This is a genomic window from Sporosarcina sp. ACRSL, from assembly GCF_022346605.1.
In the GTDB taxonomy this organism is placed as follows: domain Bacteria; phylum Bacillota; class Bacilli; order Bacillales_A; family Planococcaceae; genus Sporosarcina.
The window spans coordinates 209,236-227,452 of the sequence record NZ_JAKRNT010000009.1; the positions used below are offsets into that span (position 1 = coordinate 209,236).

At 43.1% G+C, this 18,217-nt stretch carries 20 protein-coding genes and 1 rRNA gene; 7 read left to right on the plus strand and 14 right to left on the minus strand.

All coding sequences use genetic code 11. The features are described from left to right. Positions 1–4: 4 nt before the first annotated feature. Positions 5–877: a diaminopimelate epimerase gene (dapF, locus tag MHZ92_RS14890; protein ID WP_239432500.1), complete on the minus strand. Its 873-nt coding sequence runs from the start codon at positions 875–877 to the stop codon at positions 5–7. Positions 878–1,038: 161 nt separating this feature from the next. Here dapF and MHZ92_RS14895 point away from each other — a divergent pair, with 161 nt between their 5' ends. Beyond that, complete coding sequence (locus tag MHZ92_RS14895) at positions 1,039–1,482, plus strand: OsmC family protein (RefSeq protein ID WP_239432501.1); 444 nt, start codon at positions 1,039–1,041, stop codon at positions 1,480–1,482. Between the two features lie 50 nt (positions 1,483–1,532). Here MHZ92_RS14895 and MHZ92_RS14900 read toward each other — a convergent pair whose 3' ends face one another. Together MHZ92_RS14900 and hprK are read right to left on the minus strand one after the other, a co-directional pair. After that, positions 1,533–2,357, minus strand: coding sequence for a DUF2785 domain-containing protein (locus tag MHZ92_RS14900; RefSeq protein ID WP_239432502.1), 825 nt, complete (start codon positions 2,355–2,357; stop codon positions 1,533–1,535). 22 nt (positions 2,358–2,379) lie between these two features. Beyond that, positions 2,380–3,297, minus strand: a complete 918-nt coding sequence (gene hprK, locus MHZ92_RS14905) for an HPr(Ser) kinase/phosphatase (protein WP_239432503.1) — start codon at positions 3,295–3,297, stop codon at positions 2,380–2,382. Between the two features lie 163 nt (positions 3,298–3,460). Between hprK and MHZ92_RS14910 the strand changes: the two genes are divergently transcribed. Further along, positions 3,461–3,739 carry an alpha/beta-type small acid-soluble spore protein gene (locus MHZ92_RS14910; RefSeq protein WP_239432504.1) on the plus strand — a complete coding sequence of 93 codons (279 nt, stop codon included), beginning with the start codon at positions 3,461–3,463 and terminating at the stop codon, positions 3,737–3,739. Between the two features lie 437 nt (positions 3,740–4,176). On the opposite strand, the gene MHZ92_RS14915 is transcribed toward MHZ92_RS14910, so the two are convergent. The 4 genes from MHZ92_RS14915 to MHZ92_RS14930 are packed head-to-tail and all read right to left on the minus strand — an operon-like array spanning position 4,177 to position 7,274. Next, complete coding sequence (locus tag MHZ92_RS14915) at positions 4,177–4,557, minus strand: FAS1-like dehydratase domain-containing protein (protein WP_239432505.1); 381 nt, start codon at positions 4,555–4,557, stop codon at positions 4,177–4,179. Between the two features lie 23 nt (positions 4,558–4,580). Beyond that, positions 4,581–5,561 (minus strand): MBL fold metallo-hydrolase, encoded by a 981-nt coding sequence (locus MHZ92_RS14920; RefSeq protein WP_239432506.1) that lies wholly within the window; start codon positions 5,559–5,561, stop codon positions 4,581–4,583. Positions 5,562–5,584: 23 nt separating this feature from the next. Beyond that, entirely contained in the window at positions 5,585–6,343 is a 759-nt protein-coding gene (locus tag MHZ92_RS14925) for an SDR family NAD(P)-dependent oxidoreductase (RefSeq protein WP_239432507.1), read from the minus strand. Further along, entirely contained in the window at positions 6,330–7,274 is a 945-nt protein-coding gene (locus tag MHZ92_RS14930; protein ID WP_239432508.1) for an MBL fold metallo-hydrolase, read from the minus strand. Before MHZ92_RS14930 ends, MHZ92_RS14925 begins: the two co-directional genes overlap by 14 nt. Before the next feature lie 169 nt (positions 7,275–7,443). Here MHZ92_RS14930 and MHZ92_RS14935 point away from each other — a divergent pair, with 169 nt between their 5' ends. The 4 genes from MHZ92_RS14935 to namA all read left to right on the plus strand — a co-directional run bounded on the left by MHZ92_RS14935 (position 7,444) and on the right by namA (position 11,889). Further along, a complete protein-coding gene (locus MHZ92_RS14935; protein ID WP_239432509.1) occupies positions 7,444–8,586 on the plus strand; it encodes an SPFH domain-containing protein in 1,143 nt (380 codons plus the stop codon). Positions 8,587–8,604: 18 nt separating this feature from the next. Then, complete coding sequence (locus MHZ92_RS14940; protein WP_239432510.1) at positions 8,605–9,723, plus strand: hypothetical protein; 1,119 nt, start codon at positions 8,605–8,607, stop codon at positions 9,721–9,723. Positions 9,724–10,030: 307 nt separating this feature from the next. Beyond that, a complete protein-coding gene (gene proC, locus MHZ92_RS14945; protein ID WP_239432511.1) occupies positions 10,031–10,840 on the plus strand; it encodes a pyrroline-5-carboxylate reductase in 810 nt (269 codons plus the stop codon). Positions 10,841–10,869: 29 nt separating this feature from the next. Next, complete coding sequence (namA, locus tag MHZ92_RS14950) at positions 10,870–11,889, plus strand: NADPH dehydrogenase NamA (RefSeq protein WP_239432512.1); 1,020 nt, start codon at positions 10,870–10,872, stop codon at positions 11,887–11,889. Between the two features lie 48 nt (positions 11,890–11,937). On the opposite strand, the gene rnz is transcribed toward namA, so the two are convergent. The 6 genes from rnz to mce form a co-directional block, all read right to left on the minus strand. Beyond that, positions 11,938–12,876, minus strand: a complete 939-nt coding sequence (gene rnz, locus MHZ92_RS14955; RefSeq protein ID WP_239432513.1) for a ribonuclease Z — start codon at positions 12,874–12,876, stop codon at positions 11,938–11,940. Positions 12,877–12,884: 8 nt separating this feature from the next. Further along, the gene (locus tag MHZ92_RS14960) at positions 12,885–14,066 is read right to left on the minus strand and encodes a DNA polymerase IV (protein WP_370644756.1); all 1,182 of its coding nucleotides are present in this window, start codon (positions 14,064–14,066) and stop codon (positions 12,885–12,887) included. Positions 14,067–14,134: 68 nt separating this feature from the next. Further along, positions 14,135–14,611 carry a chemotaxis protein CheW gene (locus MHZ92_RS14965; protein ID WP_239432514.1) on the minus strand — a complete coding sequence of 159 codons (477 nt, stop codon included), beginning with the start codon at positions 14,609–14,611 and terminating at the stop codon, positions 14,135–14,137. Between the two features lie 3 nt (positions 14,612–14,614). After that, a complete protein-coding gene (locus MHZ92_RS14970) occupies positions 14,615–15,742 on the minus strand; it encodes a M20/M25/M40 family metallo-hydrolase (RefSeq protein WP_239432515.1) in 1,128 nt (375 codons plus the stop codon). A 27-nt stretch (positions 15,743–15,769) separates the two neighbouring features. After that, a complete protein-coding gene (locus tag MHZ92_RS14975) occupies positions 15,770–17,317 on the minus strand; it encodes an acyl-CoA carboxylase subunit beta (protein ID WP_239432516.1) in 1,548 nt (515 codons plus the stop codon). 1 nt (position 17,318) lies between these two features. Next, the gene (gene mce / locus MHZ92_RS14980) at positions 17,319–17,723 is read right to left on the minus strand and encodes a methylmalonyl-CoA epimerase (protein ID WP_239432517.1); all 405 of its coding nucleotides are present in this window, start codon (positions 17,721–17,723) and stop codon (positions 17,319–17,321) included. Positions 17,724–17,838: 115 nt separating this feature from the next. Here mce and prli42 point away from each other — a divergent pair, with 115 nt between their 5' ends. After that, positions 17,839–17,934 carry a stressosome-associated protein Prli42 gene (prli42, locus tag MHZ92_RS14985; RefSeq protein ID WP_239432518.1) on the plus strand — a complete coding sequence of 32 codons (96 nt, stop codon included), beginning with the start codon at positions 17,839–17,841 and terminating at the stop codon, positions 17,932–17,934. Positions 17,935–18,118: 184 nt separating this feature from the next. On the opposite strand, the gene rrf is transcribed toward prli42, so the two are convergent. Continuing rightward, positions 18,119–18,217: ribosomal RNA gene (gene rrf, locus MHZ92_RS14990) — 5S ribosomal RNA — on the minus strand; the annotation flags it as partial.

The following is an 18,217-nucleotide window of genomic DNA, read 5'->3' on the forward strand; positions in this document are numbered from 1 at the left end:
CTTATCAATTAATGCCCCAAAAATAAATACCTTCAACTGTTGCTTCTGCAAGTCCTGTCATCCAGACATGTCCATTTTCGGCCCATCGGATCGTTAAGTCACCCCCGCTTAAATGAACGAGAATATCTTTGTTTCTTTCCACATGTCCATTTAGAATGGAAGCTACGACCGCTGCACATGCACCCGATCCACAAGCTTCTGTAATACCTGACCCCCTCTCCCACACTCTGAAATTCAACTCGGTTTCCGTAACAATTTCAACGAATTCCACGTTAACCCTGTCTGGAAATCTATGATCATTTGAAATCAATGAACCTAATTCATCCAATGGTGCTTTTTCAATACTATCTACGAAAAACACAGCATTCGGATTTCCTAAAAAAAGAGCTGTCACTTCCAATGTATGTTCATGTAGAGGAAACGATTCTGCGACGACGACATCATCCATTCTCCCTAGCATCGGAATTTGACTTCGCCTTAATAACGGCTTGCCCATATCCACTTTAATGCTATTGATACACCTATCATTTCCTAACACCTCTGCATGAACAATTCCCGCTTTTGTTTCTATAGAAATATTTTTTGATGAAACAATTCCCTTCATGTATACGTAATGTGCAACACAACGTAAGCCATTTCCACAGCTCTGTCCTTCAGAACCGTCCTTATTGAAAATTCTCATGCCAACGTCCGCACGATGACTTGGATGAATTAAGATAAGCCCGTCAGATCCTATGCCTGTGTTGACGTTAGATATGTCGATAGCAAGTTGGGAAAAAATTTCTTCGTCGTAGCTCATCTCAAATAAATTAAGATAAATATAGCTATTGCCGATACCATGCATCTTTGTAAATGGGATTTCCTTGTGAAACGTCATTCATTCTTCCCCCCTGTTTTAGTTTTTAATTCGACAATAAACTCGACAATTCCTTTCTCTCTTCTCCCAACATATGTCACACAATCGACTTACATCCTTTAGACTTTTATGAAAAGATGTCGGGTCTGGTATAATGAACCAAGAAGAAAGGGGTTATGTAGATGGCAGAACATCATTTTTATCTCAAAGCAAACTGGCCTGGATTACGTAACGATGTCGGGACAATTGAAACGTTGAACTTAAAGACGGAAGTATCCATCCCAACCGAAATGGATGGACCTGGCATCGGGACGAATCCGGATGAAATGCTGCTCGGTGCAGCTGCAACTTGCTATATCATCACTCTTGCAGCCATGATGGAAAGGAGCGGAGTAGAAAAGGAAAGTCTGTCGATGGAATCAATCGGAGTAGTGGACTACTCAAACGGCGTCGTTACGTATAAAAAAATTATACATAAGCCTAATATCGTTTTAGCTCCTGGTATGGATGGGAAGCGGTCCATTGTTGAGCGATTGACGATGAAAGCGGAAACATCATGTATGATTAGCAGAGCATTACAAGGTAATGTTGAAGTCACAGTGGAACCAATCATAAAAAAACAATAAAATAAAAAATCTCTTGGTCGAAAATTGACCAAGAGACTTTTTTATGAATGTTATGCGTTTTGCCATTTCTGAATGAAAAAAGAAGCTGTGCTTTGCAGTTTTGGATAATGTTTATACTTTTTCAAAGCAAAATATAACGTTTTCATGAATTGCATAATGTTCGTACGGGCTTGGTAAAATGATTGAGATTGGCTGGATGCATTCTTATCTAATTTGTCAAAGACTTGTTCGACCCACTCAATGAGAACTTCTTCGGGATAATCCTTCCTCGCCAACGAAATGAAGATAGCGGTTAAACGTTCATCCTCGTCATCGGTATAGACGCCACCTTTCCAAAAGCATGATGCTACTCCTTCAAGAATAGTTGGAATTAGCCTTTTTTCTGCTGCTGGATGGCTTGCAATCATTGACATAAGATCCGCACCGTGAGCAATGCTATGCGCCCATCCTTTTCCGTCTACAAATCCACGTATATCTTGTTCTTGTACTAGATAAGTTGCACTTTTCTCCATCACTTCGCTTCGTAGTTCACTGCTCATGAATGGATGTTCTTTATCCAACCACAATAGCACTGTAAGCCAAAGTGTCGCGAAAGAACGGATAAACACACTATCCGAATCCCTTTCACCAATTGCTGCAAATAAATACTGAGCTGTCGCTATTTCGTTCGTTGCATGTAGCAATTGATCTGTTTTCAAGTGTTGGCCGGAAATCAATTTCACAACTAATCTGTATATTAATTCATCGCGCAGTTCGCCATCCGGAGATCCGAGATTTGCAAGCATCATCGAAAAAAGTTCTTCTCCATGCAATTCCATGTAGTTCTTGCACTGCAAATCATCTAATTCAAGAACCATTTTCATTTGTTGTTTCATCACAGGCCTCTTTTCCGCAGCTTCAGTCATTAAATTCAGATTCAAGCCGCTTCTTGAATTCTTCAGCGGCGCTATAGCCTTGCTGCTGTAAGTACCAGTTGTTTGCGGCTGCCTCAATCAAGCCTGCTACATCTCTTCCCGGCTGCAACTGGATTTGGATGTGCGGCACAGGTACGTCCATATACGTCTTGAATTTCGTGTCCAGTTCAAGTTCATTGTTTAATGCATTGTCTTTCCACTCCGTCAATTCAATATCAAGGGCAATCCGGCTCTCTTCCTGAAAGGCCGCCCGTCCGTAAAGTCTAACAACATTGAGAAGACCGATGCTTCGCAATGCTAGGAATTCCTTGTTCTTTTCATCATGGGTTCCTAGGAGTGTTTGCGGACTTAACTTTTTCAGTACAACAATATCATCTGCTATCAATCGATGCCCTCTGCCGATCAATGTATGTGCTGTTTCACTCTTCCCAACTCCTGACTTGCCACGGAGCAGGATTCCGATACCTGCTACATTGACGCAAACCCCGTGGACAGCAATTTCGGGCGCCATCTCTTTTGTTACGTAAGCATCCAGCTTTGCACTCATTTCGCTCGTTGAATCAGGTGTCCGCAGGACAGGTATATGTTCTTCGGTGCAATATTGCCGCAGCCCAAGGGGCTCTTCCTGATTAGAAGTGATGATGATGCACGGCGGATCGTATTGGACGATGTTTGCAATTCGCAGTTTGCATTCTTCATCAGAGAGCGTATGTAAGTAATTGATTTCATTTTTCCCAAGGATTTGGACATGCTCAGTCGCAATAAAATCAAATTTATCCATGAATTCCAAGCCGGGTCTTCTGACTTTCGTCTTTTTTAAAACTTTGTCCAGCATATGATGTCCGACAAGGACTTCCAATGAAAATCGCTTTACAATATTTTCGATTGTAACGGTTTTCATATCCACACTCACCTTCTGTCATGTATTAATTTTAATCAATTAGTTTATTTCGCTTTAGTATAACATGTTGGACAGCTTATGCATTCACGAAGTGGTGGATGTAAGATATTCTTTCATTAATTTATCTTTTCGGGAAAGACTATGCAAGAAAGGAGTTGAGTATATGGGACGCAATCGTCGAATTTTAGTTCCTGAAGCACGCAAGCAATTGGATAAGCTAAAAGTAGACGTCATGAGGGCTAAAGGATATTCGGTTGACGAGGAACGGCCGGATTCAGTCAAGTTTGAAATTGCAAAGGAATTAGGCATCCCTTTATCGGAAGAGTACAATGGCAAACTAACATCAGAACAAGCCGGTAAAATTGGCGGGCCTATCGGTGGCAATATGGTAAAAGAAATGGTCCGATTAGCTCAAGAACAATTGACGAAAGAAAAACAGTAAATTTTTTTAAAAAAATGTTTAGCTGATAGTAGAGAAGGGTATTTGTAGAGTACAAGGCAGAACGAAAGTGGATGACAGTGAATACAAGTCTATTCCACGGAGATTTGCACAGCCTTGGCGGAAAATTTGCTTTACTGGCAAGTGGAACTCTCGTCCGGGTACGTTGTAATTGTTCCGGCCACTTTAAGTACGGTAAGAGGTAGGTTTTTTGTGGAAGTGCAACTTGAGCTGACACCCATTACGGTCCCTCACGAAAAGGACCAAACTTTCTAAAGTTAGGGGTCAGGACAATCAAACTGCACTGACGGGCGTTTAAGTTTGTCAGGAAGGACGGTTTGAGCAAGTGAACAAACAATCAAATTTTCCGGTGCGGAAAGAAGAGCATGGTCCTGAATGGGGAGCATGCTCTTTCAATTTGTACTTCGATATAACATCTATCATTCAAGAATAACTCCCGCAAAGTTGCCATTCAAAACTTGTTTCCCATTCTGGTTCGTGCAAACGAAAGATGCCTTAATGGATGTCCGATTATTTTCTTGTTTTTCAAAAACATCGATTGTCACTTCGCAAGTAATTGTATCTCCTGTAAACACTGGTCGCAAAAACTCGAAATTCATAGTACGAGCGAGAACATTTTGATCTCCACCTATCTTCGTCGGCAATGTGGCGGTCAACAGACCTTGGATGATAAGTCTCCCCTGTTCGTCAGGTGTCACATGGTGGGTACCTGTATCACCTGAAACCTTCGTGAACAATTCAACATCTTCTACTGTAAAAGTCCGTTCGAATCTAATTACTTCCCCTATTTTCAATGACAACTTTCCCCCTCCTCTAATCATCATTATTGCAGGAGCAACGCATTCCAGTCTTTTGGTTTTACGTCCATATGCAACCACTTCTTTTCTGATGCGTTATATGGAGCTGAAGCTATCAAATAGCCATTTTGCCAAGTTGCCGCCCCGGAACGAATCATTTCGTCGAGCAGGATTTGAATAAATTCTTCAGGAGTAACTCGGAATGAATATCTAGCAAAATCATGAAACCAACCACATGAGATTAGGTAGTCACCGATTTCATCTTTAGCTATTCCGTCTTTCATTATTAGTGTAAATGAAAAAATCCTCTTACATGCATGCCATGCAATTTTTTCCGGCGAACGGAGCCACTTCTCAAGCCGTTTCCTTGCTGCATCAATGGAAGCGTGCGGATTCTCAATTTGTGGTCCGTGTCCTGAATAAGCCTTTTGAATCGGCAGCAAAGATAGTCGGTCCAGACTTTCCATAGATCGTTGGATGGAAGAAACCCCTTCTCGAAAAATATTCAACCATCCAATGTCATTGCCATGAAAGAGATCGCCGGAAATCAGAACTTGCTCCTCTGGGTCGTATAAAGAAATATGTCCCAATGTATGCCCAGGTGTGTGCAAGACAAGTAATGTTCTGTTCCCCGTTTGAATCTCTTCATTATCTACAAGTTTTCGATCGACCCGATAAGGCTCGACTGGCTGATCCAACCATTCCGCACTACAAGCTTCAGGATCACAGGAATTTATTAAAGTGGCATCCCATGTATGCGCAGCAATCGAAACGCCATAATTTTTCTGAAAATGATAATTCCCACCTACATGATCGCTATGATAATGTGTATTTACAATAAGATGCAATTCCTCTGGAAGAACACCTGCTTGTGTAATTATTCGTTCAGTCTCTTTCGCATCACTCCCAAATCCGGAATCTATTAGAATTGGCAGCTCGTCTTTAATGAGAATCGTATTAGCACTTGGAAATTTTCTTTCAAAGAAAATAATATTGGAGTGATTCATTTGCAATTTATCCTCCTTCAAAATTACTTCTTCATGAAATACTTTCGTCCAACTTTTTCGACTACTCCAGGGGCTATCGCATACAGTTTACTCGTGAATCCCATAACGCCTGGCAGATTGATTTCCCGGACCGGCTTTTGGATTGTTTGGACGACCGCATCTGCAACAGTACCGACTTGGAGCAAATGTCTTCCAACCGATAAACGATAGTTCCCTGTTTTATCCGCCCCATCAATGAAAGGCGTATCGATCGGGCCGGGATGAATGGCAGAAACATGAATCCCGTGTGGAGCGATTTCCATTCGGAGTGCATTCGTATATCCGATCAACGCATGCTTCGTCGCTGCGTAGACTGAGGCTTTTGGTGTCGCGACTTTTCCAGCCTGGGAACCTATATAAATGAGATGCCCTTCCCGTTGTTCGATCATTTGCGGCAAAACACGTTTCGTCAGTTCGATAGGAGCTATGACATTTGTGTTCAACATCGATTTTATTTCTTCATCAGCCAAAAGATGGGCAGCCTCGAAATGGCCCACTCCAGCCGAAAAGATGACGATATCAATAGGTCCAATCTGTCTCAAAAGGTTTTCCATATCCTCCGTATTCGTCATATCTGCAGGAATGGCAGTTGCACCTTCATTTTGCAATTCCCAAAGTTTGTCTTGCGCCCTTCCTGTTGCGTAGACGGTGTATTGGTCGGTATTGGACAATAGCCGCATAGCTGTTGCATAGCCAACACCGCTCGTCGCCCCAGTTACTAAAACTGACTTACGTTTGTTCATAATACAAAATACCGCCTTCGGAGACGTTTTCTCTTACAAGTCCTTTTGATACTAAATAATCTGTTTGTCCAATCGTTTCAGATAAAGTGAGGCCAAGTTCTTTTTCATAAACAGTCGGGAATAATTGTTGTGTCAACTCATAGATCGTCTTGCTTCCGCTAGTAAGCATGGCGTGGACTTTCATTGCTCGCTCATGCTGTTTCTGAAGTCGCGATTCGATTAGCGGACGGACATTTCGAACCTCATTTCCATGACCAGCATACACAACGTCGACTGGCAAATCTAAAAGTCGTGTCAATGAAGCGTTGTATTGCAATAATGATTTCGGACGATCCGCTTCTCGGTTTGCAGGAGGCTCAATCAATGGGTTAGATGAAACCTTTTCAAGGACAAGGTCTCCGCCAATCATCTCGCCCGTTTTTTCGTTGAAAAGCGCAATATGGCTTTGGGCATGTCCGAGTGTTTCCAAGACGATCCAACCTGGATGACCCGTCCACTCGTCTCCTTCTCCGATTGTCCTGTCTAGTGTCCGGTTCCCCATCAAACTTATCGGCCGTTTCATCTTTTCTACCCAATTAAAATAGATTTCCGGTACGCCTTCTTCCTTTAAGCAATGCAAATAAAAACAGTCATGGTATTCCATGAATGCCTGATCTCTTTTCAACCAAAGGTCGTTATACGGATGACCGATCACTTCCGCTTTATCGAAAGCATCCATCCAACCTGCATGATCAGGGTGATGATGGGTTAATACAACTTGTTCGATATCACCAAATGAATATCCAATCTCTTTAAGTCCATGTTTTAGCGCCTCGTAGGCTTCTGGTGTTTTAGGTCCTGCATCGACGAGTGATAAAGCATCCCCTTTTACAACAAATGCATTCACATCCCCTACTGCGAACGGGGTTGGAATTTCAATTTTATGTATCATATAAGTAACTCCCTTAAAAAATAAATTTATTATAATGAATGGTTATTCAGTCTATTGTACCTCTTTTCCCTCGTTACGTCATCCTTGAAAAACCTACATTCTTGAAACCTTTCATAGGTGAATCCGTAGTATACTATAATTAACAATTATTTTTTTGAGGGGGATGGCTGTGGGGATCTTCAATTTTTTTAAAAGTCAATTCATCGAAGTCATAGAATGGACGGACCAAAATTCCAATACAATGGTTTACCGATTTCCGGTGCAAAACAATGAAATAAAGATGGGCGCCAGTTTGATCGTCCGCGAATCGCAAGTCGCCGTATTTGTAAATGAAGGACAAATTGCGGACGTATTTATGCCAGGCCATCATGTTTTATATACACAAAACATGCCCGTACTGACGAAGCTGAAATCTTGGAAAACCGGATTCAATTCCCCTTTTAAAGCTGAAGTTTATTTTGTGAATACGAAGCAGTTCATTAATCAAAAATGGGGAACTTCCAATCCAATCATGATGCGTGATCCTGATTTCGGTATGATTCGCTTGCGTGGCTATGGCATTTATTCTTACAAAGTAAATGATGCAGCCGTTTTCTTGAGGGAACTCTTTGGAACCAATAGTTCTTATGATACGAGCAGCATCGAAAACCATCTGAAGAAGATGATTCTTTCAGGATTGACTGACCTGTTTGCCGAATCACAAATACCAGCTCTTGACTTAGCGATGCATTACGACGAACTGAGCACGCAAGGAAGAGAGAAGATGAAAGAACGTTTCGCCGAATTCGGATTTGACATCACTTCCCTTTATATTGAAAACTTGTCGCTTCCGAAAGAAGTAGAACAAGCGATGGACAAGCGGACGACGATGGGTGTCCTCGGGAATATGAACACGTACACTCAATACCAGACAGCAGAAGCAATCAGGGATGCAGCCAAGAATGAAGGTGGTGGCATGGCCGCAACGGGTGCCGGCATCGGAGTCGGCGCTGCAATCGGCAATGCAATGGCTGGAGCTTTCACTCCAAACCAGCAGCAAGTAGCTCCTGCAGCTGAACCTGCAAAAATGGCTTGTCCGCATTGCCAAACGCAAATTAAGGCAACGGCAAAATTCTGCCCGGAATGCGGAAATTCTGTTCAGGAACAGAATGTCCCTTGTGTGAATTGCAAAGTTGAAATAAAAGCAGGGTCAAACTTCTGCGGTGAATGCGGAGCGAAACAAGTGACGGAGAAAAAATGTGCAGGGTGTGGGGCAACTAATAGCCCGACTGCTAAGTTCTGCGGAGATTGTGGAGAGGCCCTTGACGGCTGAACGTAATGGGGTGACGGGATGACGAATGTAGATAAAGAGTATATGGATGATGGGACGATTGAAGAAACTGAAGTAAACCAATGCAGTTCCTGTGGCGGAAATACAGTATATGATCCTGTTACACGTGGTTTAAAATGCCCTTTCTGTGGGACTGAACTGGAGATTGAAGCAACACGTGAAAATACGACAGAACATGATTATTTGGATGCATTGGATCATGCAGACCATAGTTGGAGCAATGAAAAACGAGTATTCAATTGTGATAATTGCGGCGCGGAAACCCTTTTGGACAATGATAAGGTAGCCGATTTCTGTACCTTCTGCGGTTCCTCTCATATCGCAGTTTCAGAGCATGATGCGGGTATCAAACCTGCTTTGGTCATTCCCTTTCAAATATCGAAAGAACAAGCCGTCGAGAAATTTAAAACTTGGATTTCTAAAAGATTCTTTGCCCCTTCCAAGCTGAAAAAGGATTATGAGCTGCAAAAGATAGGTGGTGCTTATATCCCTTATTGGACGTTTGATTCGGAGACGAAATCTGCATATACAGTCAAAATTGGGACGTATTATTATGTAACTGTAACGAGGACTGTTCATCGCGACGGAAAAGCGGAGCAAGTGACGGAGCAAGTGAGAAAAATTCGATGGCGTACTCAATACGGCACGTATAATAAGTTTTTCGATGACGTGCTCGTCAAGGCATCCCGTAATGTCGCCTCTGGTTTGATTGACAAAGTTGAGCCTTTTCAACTTGGCGGTTTGCTGGACTACAGAACGGAATATTTATCCGGTTTCCTTGCGGAGCGTTATTCGATTCCACTGAAGGAAGGCTGGTATTCAGCTCGAGATATTATCGATCAGCGGATTAGAAATGGAATACTCCGAAAGGAAACGGGTGATGAAGTAAGAATTGTGAAAGTCGATACGTCCTATAACGATATTACGTTCAAGCATATTTTATTGCCTCTTTGGATTTCTTCATTTACATTCAATAGCAAAGTGTATCGTTTTCTTGTAAATGGACAGACTGGAAAAGTGAGCGGCCAAGCACCAATCAGTATTTGGAAGGTAACCTTTGCTGTTCTTTTCACGGCTCTTGTCATCGGCGTCGTGTATTTGTTCCAAGACATATTGTAATCATTGACTTTTATCTGACAACGTGCAATAATCGCTGTAATTAAACAATTGAGCGTTGACGAAGACGAGTAGCGGTAGTGATGGAAATCAGGAAGTGCAGTCATCGACTGAAAGCTGTACATCCCTCTCCTACCTCGAACCTGCTTCTGAGCTGCCATGGAAACATGGCCGTTTCTTTCACGTTACGAAAGCTTGTAAGTTGTGTCGGAATAATTCCGGCAAATTTAGGTGGTACCGCGGAAACATGCGTTTTCGTCCTGATATTTCGGGACGAGAGCGCTTTTTTATTTAGAAAGGACGGATAAAGATGGGAACAATCGTTTTCGTAGGAGCCGGTTCCATGGCAGAGGCCATTATTGCTGGTATACTGAGTAATGAAGTCATGGATGCAAAAAATGTATATGTTATGAATAAATCGGATGATGAGAGGCTTTCTTTTTTGCAAGAAACATACGGGATTTCTGTCGTTTGTCAGGAGCGAAATGCTTTGCGCGAAGCAGAACTCATCGTCTTGGCAACGAAGCCGAAAGATCTCCAACAAGCGATGCGTGATATCGCCGATTTTCTGAATGAAAATACTGCTGTATTATCCGTCATTGCAGGCGTTTCGATTGAAACAATTGAGAAAGGTCTTGGCAAGCGTCCCATCGCACGCTCCATGCCTAATACATCTGCGACGATCGGAATGTCTGCAAGTGGAGTTTCAATGAATTCTTTAGTGGATTCAAATATGAGAAAACGTATTTTGGATTTGCTGTCATCAATCGGTGTTGTGAAAGAAGTTGAAGAGGATGAGTTACATACAGTGACGGCTTTATCCGGCAGCGGACCTGCATATGTCTATTATATGGTAGAGGCATTGGAGGAAGCTGCAATTGCAAAAGGCCTCTCCAATGAAGTGGCGCGGGAACTGATCATCCAGACGTTCGAAGGTGCAGCAGCGATGTTAAGGCAAACTCGTGTAGAGCCTGAAGTATTAAGAAGAAATGTGACGAGTCCAGGAGGAACGACTGAAGCCGGGTTAAAAGCTCTTGAAAGCCGATACTTCAAAGAGACAATTCAAGAGTGCATCAATAGTGCGGAAAGACGTTCCCGGGAACTAGGTGCAATGTCTTGAATGATTAGTATGCTTAGGAGGTCATTGGAATGGCAAAGTTATTTACACCTTATACTATTCGAGGAGTGGAGTTTAAAAATAGGATTGTTATGGCACCGATGTGCATGTATTCGAGCCATCATTTGGATGGAATGGTCGAAGATTGGCATAAGATCCACTACGCGACCCGGGCTGTCGGACAAGTCGGGTTAATTATTGTTGAAGCGACAGCTGTACAGCCTGAAGGCAGGATTTCGGATCGGGATCTTGGAATTTGGAGCGATGATCATGTGGAAGGACTATCCGAGATTGTACGTCTTATGAAGCAACATGGTGCAAAAACAGGCATCCAGCTCGCCCATGCAGGAAGAAAAGCAACGGTGGATGAAGATATATATGCGCCTAGCGCCGTTCGCTTCAACGAACAATATAAAACACCTGTTGAAATGTCCCTTACAGATATTCGGGAAACGGTTGAGGCGTTCAAGGACGCAGCTGTTCGCGCTAAAAAAGCGGGCTTCGACGTAATTGAAATACATGCTGCCCACGGCTATCTAATCAATCAATTCCTTTCGCCGCTTGCAAATAAAAGAAAGGACGCTTATGGTGGTCCATCCGAAAATCGATATCGCATTTTGCGTGAAGTTATCGATTCGGTCCGTTCGGTCTGGAATGGTCCATTATTCGTCCGAATATCTGCTGAAGATTATCAGGATGGTGGTATGACAACTACTCACTATATCGAAATGGTGAATTGGATGAAAACACAAGGCGTTGATCTGATTGATGTCAGTTCAGGCGCTGTCGTACCCGCTAAAATTGATGCGTATCCAGGTTACCAAGTGCCGTTTGCAGACCAAATCAGAAAAGAAAGCGGAATTGCTACAGGTGCAGTCGGATTGATTACAACGGGGTTGCAAGCCGAAGAAATATTGAAGAATGAACGCGCGGATGTCGTACTGCTAGCTCGGGAATTGTTGCGAAATCCTTATTGGGCTTATACTGCAGCAAAAGAATTAGGTGTCGCAATTGAGCCGCCGAAGCAATATGATCGAGGATGGGTTTTTTAAATATATACTAACTAGGAAGCTGCCGGTGTCTGTTTTGACGACGGCAGCTCATTTTTTTCGTAATTGTTCATCTTTCCATTCGAAATGACTGAAGTCTTCTGCGATGTGGACATTCGGGAATATAGTGCTTCCTTGCTTTTGTAAATTCTCAATATCCGCTTGCATGAAACGAGCACTGATATGATTCGCGATAAGCGCATTTACATTCGCCTCTTTCGCTGTCCGTGCCGCGTCACCTATCGTGGAATGGCCATACTCTTTTGCAAGGTTACCGGTCTCATTATCGAAGGTTGCTTCATGGACGAGTATATCAGCTCCCGTTGCCAACTCAACAGCAGCGGAACAATATTTTGTATCTCCAAGAATCGCAAGAGAAAAACCTTTTTGCGGAGCACCTGTAACGTCCTTACTATAAATGATGCGTCCATCGTCCAACTCCACGTCGAGACCATCCTTCAGTTTTTTCAACAAAGGCCCTTTCGGCACACCTGCTTCAACTGCTTTCTCAACAAGCAGTTTCCCTGGTAATGGCTTTTGCTCGATTCTAAATCCGAAGCATTCGATGACATGTTGAAGTTCTAGCGTTGACACTTTAAATTGTTCATCTTCAAAGAGTAGTCCTTCATTAATTTCCTCGATTTTCAGCGGATAGGTTAAATGGGTTTTCGTTAAACGAAGCGATGACATGATCCATTCCTTGATTCCAGTCGGACCATAGATGACCAATTCATCGTCCCCACCTAAAAACGAGCGGGATCCGAGGAAACCCGGCAATCCGAAAATATGATCGCCATGCAGATGTGTAATGAAAATCTTATTTATTTTCCGTGGTTTAATCGATGTTCTTAATAGTTGATGCTGCGTTGCTTCGCCGCAATCGAACATCCAGTAGCCTTTGTTCTCCGCAGATAGGTTGAGGATTAAGGAAGACGTGTTCCGTTGCTTAGAAGGCATGCCGGCGCCGGTGCCTAAGAAAAATAACTCCATGATGATGCCTACCTTTCTCCGAGTCCCCGTTTAACGGAATTTGGTCCGAATTTTTTCTCTAGCTCCGTGACGAGCTCTTCCATTTTTGCTTCTTTTGCGTACTTCTCGAAGCTGTCGAATGATAATTGTTCATTCAATTCGTTCAGTGGAATGACGTTAGAAACCGTAATTCCTAATAGCCTGATCGGGTTCCCATCCCAATGCCTTTTGAAAAGATCTGCCGCTTCTTTGTACAAATCGGCTGCTTTATAAATTGGATTGATAACAGTTCGGCTTCTTGTCTGGTTTCGCCACTCAGAAGTCCGGATTTGGATCATCACAACAGTACCTGCTAGCTGTCTCCTGTCCAATCGCTGGGCGACTTTTATGGACAATTGCTTGAAAACTTCAAGGCATGCCGATAGCTCAGTTTCGTCAATCGGCAATGTTGTTGAGCTTCCGACGCTTTTCCTCTCCTCCGCTGTATCCGGATCTACAGGCCTGTTGTCGACCCCGTTCGCCCGGTTTCGAAGTCTAATTCCATTTTTGCCTAGTGTTTTTTTGATCAAAGCTTCATCGGCTTTCGCTAATTCGCCGATTGTGGATATCCCGATTTCATTCAATCGTTTTTCTGTACTTTTTCCAATTCCGTGCATTTCTATGACGGGCAATGGCCATAAAATATCCGGCACTTGTCTTTTTCTTAATATGGTTATTCCCATCGGTTTTTTCATATCCGAAGCGGTTTTTGCCAAAAACTTGTTCGGCGCAATTCCAATTGAGCACGGAAGATCCAATTCATTAAATATCCGCCGTTGCATATGTTCTGCTATTTGCAAAGCATTTGTCAATCCGCCTATAGCTGTAATATCGATATACGCCTCATCGATTGAGACGGGCTCGACTAGTTCTGTATAAGAACGTAAAATCGAAAAAACAGCATCTGAAGCAATCCTGTACTTTTCATGGTCAGGCGGTACGATTACGAGATCGGGACAGATCCTTTTCGCCTCTCCGACAGGCATCGTCGTGTAAATTCCAAGTGCCCTTGCCTCATAGGAACACGTTACAAGGATGCCTCGCCGCTCTTTAGGGTTTCCAGCAACAGCTAACGGGATGCCTTTCAATTGTGGATCATAGGCTTGTTCAACAGATGCAAAAAAACTGTTCATATCAAGATGAAGGATGACTCTCGGCTGTGATTCAGGCACATTTGTCAATTTCCTCACCTCCATCGCTTCATAAAACAACCGGATGGATATGACCATCCGGTCGCAGGTCATCTTTCCTGTGTTTTTTGTGATTCGACGTATTCCCCGATTTCATCAATACCCGTAAGCGTCTTTGAAAGAATTTCAGCATCGACAACAGTGATCATCCGATTATCCAGATTAGCAACAGTCTTAAAATACGGAGTTCTAGAATATGCCATTAATCCGGACGAAGTCAAGTTGCTTTCAGGAATATCCAAAATTTCTTTTGCATCCAAAACAAGCAACCCAATATAAAGAGTTTCCGTTTGAACAACAACGACACGTGCATTCGGGTCATCTTTTGCCGAATTGCCGTAGAGAATTTGCTGAAAGTCCAAAATTGGAACCAATTCCCCCCTAATCTTCATCAAACCGAGCATATACCCGGGTAGATGCGGAATAGGATTGACATGTTCGAGTTTTTCAATCGATACTACTGTATCGACTGGCAGTGCATATTCCTCTTGTCCGCATTGAATGATTACCGCTTTTAAATCGCCCATCGATTAAGCCCCCTTAGTCGCTGCAGTACGTACAATTTCAATTAATAACTCAGTGAGTTTATTTAATTCTTCTACAGGCATCCGTTCATTTTTCGTATGGATTTCCTCGTAACCTACCGACAATGTCACTGTAGGAACACCGGCACCATTGAAAACGTTGCCATCGCTTCCACCACCGCTAGTCATCAATTTAGGTTCCCTTCCAATTGTACGAATTGCTTTCATAGCAGTTTGAACGACTTCTGTGTCTTCGCCGAAACGGAATCCCGGATACATAAGCTTTACTTCCGTTTCCGCCCTGCCTCCCATCGCCGCCGCTGTCTTTTCAAACGTCTTTACCATATGTGTCGTTTGTTTTTCAAGCTTCTCAGAATCGATGGAGCGGGCTTCCGCTACGATCTTTACTTCATCACAGACAATATTTGTAGCTTGTCCGCCTGCGAAACTTCCGATATTTGCAGTCGTCTCTGAATCGATTCGTCCGAGCGTCATAGCAGCAATCGATTTTGCCGCAATATTGATAGCCGAAACGCCTTTTTCAGGTGCAACTCCCGCATGAGCCGTCTTGCCATGTATTGTCGTCCAAAGTTTTGCTTGGTAAGGAGCTGCAGTGACAATACCGCCCACTTTCCCATCACTATCGACAGCATAGCCATATTTCGCTTTCAACAATGAAGGATCCATCGCCTTCGCCCCGACAAGACCACTTTCCTCTCCTGCTGTTATAATGAATTGGATATCCCCATGAGGTATGCCTTCTTCTTTCAATACTCTCGCCATTTCAAACAGGGCGGCTATTCCAGCTTTATCGTCTGCACCTAAAATCGTCGTGCCATCCGAATAAATATACCCATCCTCACGCAATTCAGGCTTGATCCCTTTTCCGGGAACGACTGTATCCATATGGCATGTAAAGTAAATGGAATCCGCATCTTCAATATTGCCTTTTAAAGTTGCTATCAAGTTTCCGGCACCGTGCCCAGTCACCTTTTTGGAGTCGTCCTCAATTACTGTGAAGCCGAAACTTTCCATCTTTTCTTTGAGCACGTTGACGATTCCCTGTTCATGTTTCGTTTCAGAATCAATTTGTACTAGCTCTAAAAATTCATCCAATAATCGTTGTGCATTCACATTGCATCGCTCCTTCTATTCCATCCATTATAATGGGATATTGCCATGTTTTTTTCTAGGTCTCGTCTCTTGCTTATTTCTCATCATTTCTAGAGCTTGTAAAAGTTTGATGCGCGTTTCTCGAGGATCGATAACGTCATCGACCATCCCATGTGAAGCAGCGACATACGGATTTGCAAACTTTGTACGATATTCTTCGATCTTTTCATTTCTTGTTGTATCAGGATCTTCACTGTTTGCAATTTCTTTTGCAAAAATGATATTAGCTGCGCCTTCAGCACCCATGACCGCAATTTCCGCGTTTGGCCATGCGTAGACAACATCTGCGCCGATTGCTTTGGAATTCAAGGCAACATAGGCGCCTCCGAATGCTTTACGTAAAATGACCGTAATTTTAGGTACAGTCGCTTCCGAATAGGCGTAAAGTATTTTTGCACCGTGTCGGATAATGCCTCCGTGCTCCTGCTTTACGCCAGGAAAGAATCCGGTGACGTCTTCAAACGTAATAAGCGGAATATTGAAAGAGTCACATGTACGAATAAATCGCGCAATCTTGTCCGAAGAATTGATATCCAACGCTCCAGCCATCACTTTGGGCTGGTTGCAAATTAATCCGACCGATTCGCCATTCATCCTGGCGAAACCGACGACCGCATTCTTCGCAAATTCAGATTGCACTTCGAGGAATGAATCCTCATCGACGACTTGCTCAATTACTTTGCGTACATCATACGGACGAATCGTTTCAAACGGGACAACATCCGCCAGATCGTTCCGATAATCGTCTTGTGACTCGGCTTCCAGCATAGGAGCCTTTTCATTGTTGTTTTGTGGAAGATAGGAGAGGAGATTCCGCACCTGTTCCAATACAGCCTTCTCATCTTTTCCTCGGAAGTGAGCATTGCCACTAATTGAGTTATGTACTTTCGAACCGCCTAAGTCTTCAGAGGAGATTTTTTCACCTGTAACCGTTTCAATTACTTTCGGTCCTGTGATGAACATCTGACTCGTTTCGTCCGTCATGAATACAAAATCAGTGATGGCTGGAGAATACACAGCTCCACCGGCACATGGCCCTAAAATGACAGAGATCTGCGGGATGACCCCAGAATAAATCGCATTTCGATAGAAGATTTCTCCGTATCCGTCCAATGAAACGACGCCTTCTTGAATACGTGCACCTCCTGAATCGTTCAAACCGATAAATGGTGCACCATTTTTCGCAGCCAAATCCATGACATTTGCAATTTTCATGGCATGCATTTCTCCAAGCGCGCCACCGAAAACGGTGAAATCTTGCGAAAAGAGATAAACAGGTCTTCCGTCAATTTTTCCATATCCGGTAACGACGCCATCGCCAGGCCCCATTTGCTTATCCATACCGAAATCACGTGACCTATGTATAACGAATGGATTCAACTCAACAAATGTACCTTCATCAAGCAATAGATTAATCCGTTCCCGTGCTGTTAATTTCCCTTTTTCATGTTGCTTCGCAATCCGTTCGTCGCCACCGCCTAGTTCAATTTGCCGTTTGCGATCATATAATTCATTGATTTTATCATAAATGTCCATGTTAATTTCCCCCTTTGTCACATAGTTCGTATAACACTCCGAAAGAAGACTTTGGATGCAAAAAGGCTACTTCTGCGCCGCCTGCTCCGGGCCTAGGTTGACTATCTAGCAATTGAACGCCATGTTCCTTCAATTCTTCCATCCGTGTCCGTATATCAGTGACACCGAAAGCGATATGATGGATCCCTTCCCCGCGTTTTTCAAGAAATTTTGAAATAGCCCCATCTTCTCCGATCGGCTCCAAAAGCTCAAGTTTGCAATTTCCTGCATCGATAAATGCTACTTTCACTTTTTGACTTTCAACCTCTTCCATTCCAAGCAGTTGTAATCCTAAAGTTTCTATGTAATATGGCAGCGCTTCGTATATATTTTTCACAGCAATTCCGATATGATCCACTTTTTTCATGTATACTCCCCCCCTTCTATCCATTGTAACGTTTTCTAATTGAAACCGCTACATCTTGAGAAATTCATAGAATCTGTTAAAATAGATGTATCTATAACGTGAGGAGATTTGCCAAATGAGCAATAAAAAAGTACAGAAATTTGTCGTCTTACTAATGGTTGCGGCTATGGTCGCTTCGAGCATTCTTTTTGGATTAAGTATGTTTTTATAAAAAGCAAAAAAACAGTCGTGGTTGGACTGTTACGGACTGTAGACAAACTCCAGTAATTATGGTGTTTGCCTATAGTCTTTTTTTATGGTTCTGAAACTAAAATGTTAGGATCAATATGCCTTCTATACTCTAAGCACTATTTTATTCAACACAAAAAACCATCCCCCCACAGGAGATGGTCTTTGCCCGGCGACGTCCTACTCTCACAGGGGGAAGCCCCCTACTACCATCGGCGCTGAAGAGCTTAACTTCCGTGTTCGGGATGGGAACGGGTGTGACCTCT

Bases quoted from the DNA above. Each gene is read 5' to 3' on its own strand.
- dapF (WP_239432500.1), bottom strand. From the start codon at position 877: ATGACGTTTCACAAGGAAATCCCATTTACAAAGATGCATGGTATCGGC.
- MHZ92_RS14895 (WP_239432501.1), top strand. From the start codon at position 1,039: ATGGCAGAACATCATTTTTATCTCAAAGCAAACTGGCCTGGATTACGT.
- MHZ92_RS14900 (WP_239432502.1), bottom strand. From the start codon at position 2,357: ATGAAACAACAAATGAAAATGGTTCTTGAATTAGATGATTTGCAGTGC.
- hprK (WP_239432503.1), bottom strand. From the start codon at position 3,297: ATGAAAACCGTTACAATCGAAAATATTGTAAAGCGATTTTCATTGGAA.
- MHZ92_RS14910 (WP_239432504.1), top strand. From the start codon at position 3,461: ATGGGACGCAATCGTCGAATTTTAGTTCCTGAAGCACGCAAGCAATTG.
- MHZ92_RS14920 (WP_239432506.1), bottom strand. From the start codon at position 5,561: ATGAATCACTCCAATATTATTTTCTTTGAAAGAAAATTTCCAAGTGCT.
- MHZ92_RS14925 (WP_239432507.1), bottom strand. From the start codon at position 6,343: ATGAACAAACGTAAGTCAGTTTTAGTAACTGGGGCGACGAGCGGTGTT.
- MHZ92_RS14930 (WP_239432508.1), bottom strand. From the start codon at position 7,274: ATGATACATAAAATTGAAATTCCAACCCCGTTCGCAGTAGGGGATGTG.
- MHZ92_RS14940 (WP_239432510.1), top strand. From the start codon at position 8,605: ATGACGAATGTAGATAAAGAGTATATGGATGATGGGACGATTGAAGAA.
- proC (WP_239432511.1), top strand. From the start codon at position 10,031: ATGGGAACAATCGTTTTCGTAGGAGCCGGTTCCATGGCAGAGGCCATT.
- namA (WP_239432512.1), top strand. From the start codon at position 10,870: ATGGCAAAGTTATTTACACCTTATACTATTCGAGGAGTGGAGTTTAAA.
- rnz (WP_239432513.1), bottom strand. From the start codon at position 12,876: ATGGAGTTATTTTTCTTAGGCACCGGCGCCGGCATGCCTTCTAAGCAA.
- MHZ92_RS14965 (WP_239432514.1), bottom strand. From the start codon at position 14,611: ATGGGCGATTTAAAAGCGGTAATCATTCAATGCGGACAAGAGGAATAT.
- MHZ92_RS14975 (WP_239432516.1), bottom strand. From the start codon at position 17,317: ATGGACATTTATGATAAAATCAATGAATTATATGATCGCAAACGGCAA.
- mce (WP_239432517.1), bottom strand. From the start codon at position 17,723: ATGAAAAAAGTGGATCATATCGGAATTGCTGTGAAAAATATATACGAA.
- prli42 (WP_239432518.1), top strand. From the start codon at position 17,839: ATGAGCAATAAAAAAGTACAGAAATTTGTCGTCTTACTAATGGTTGCG.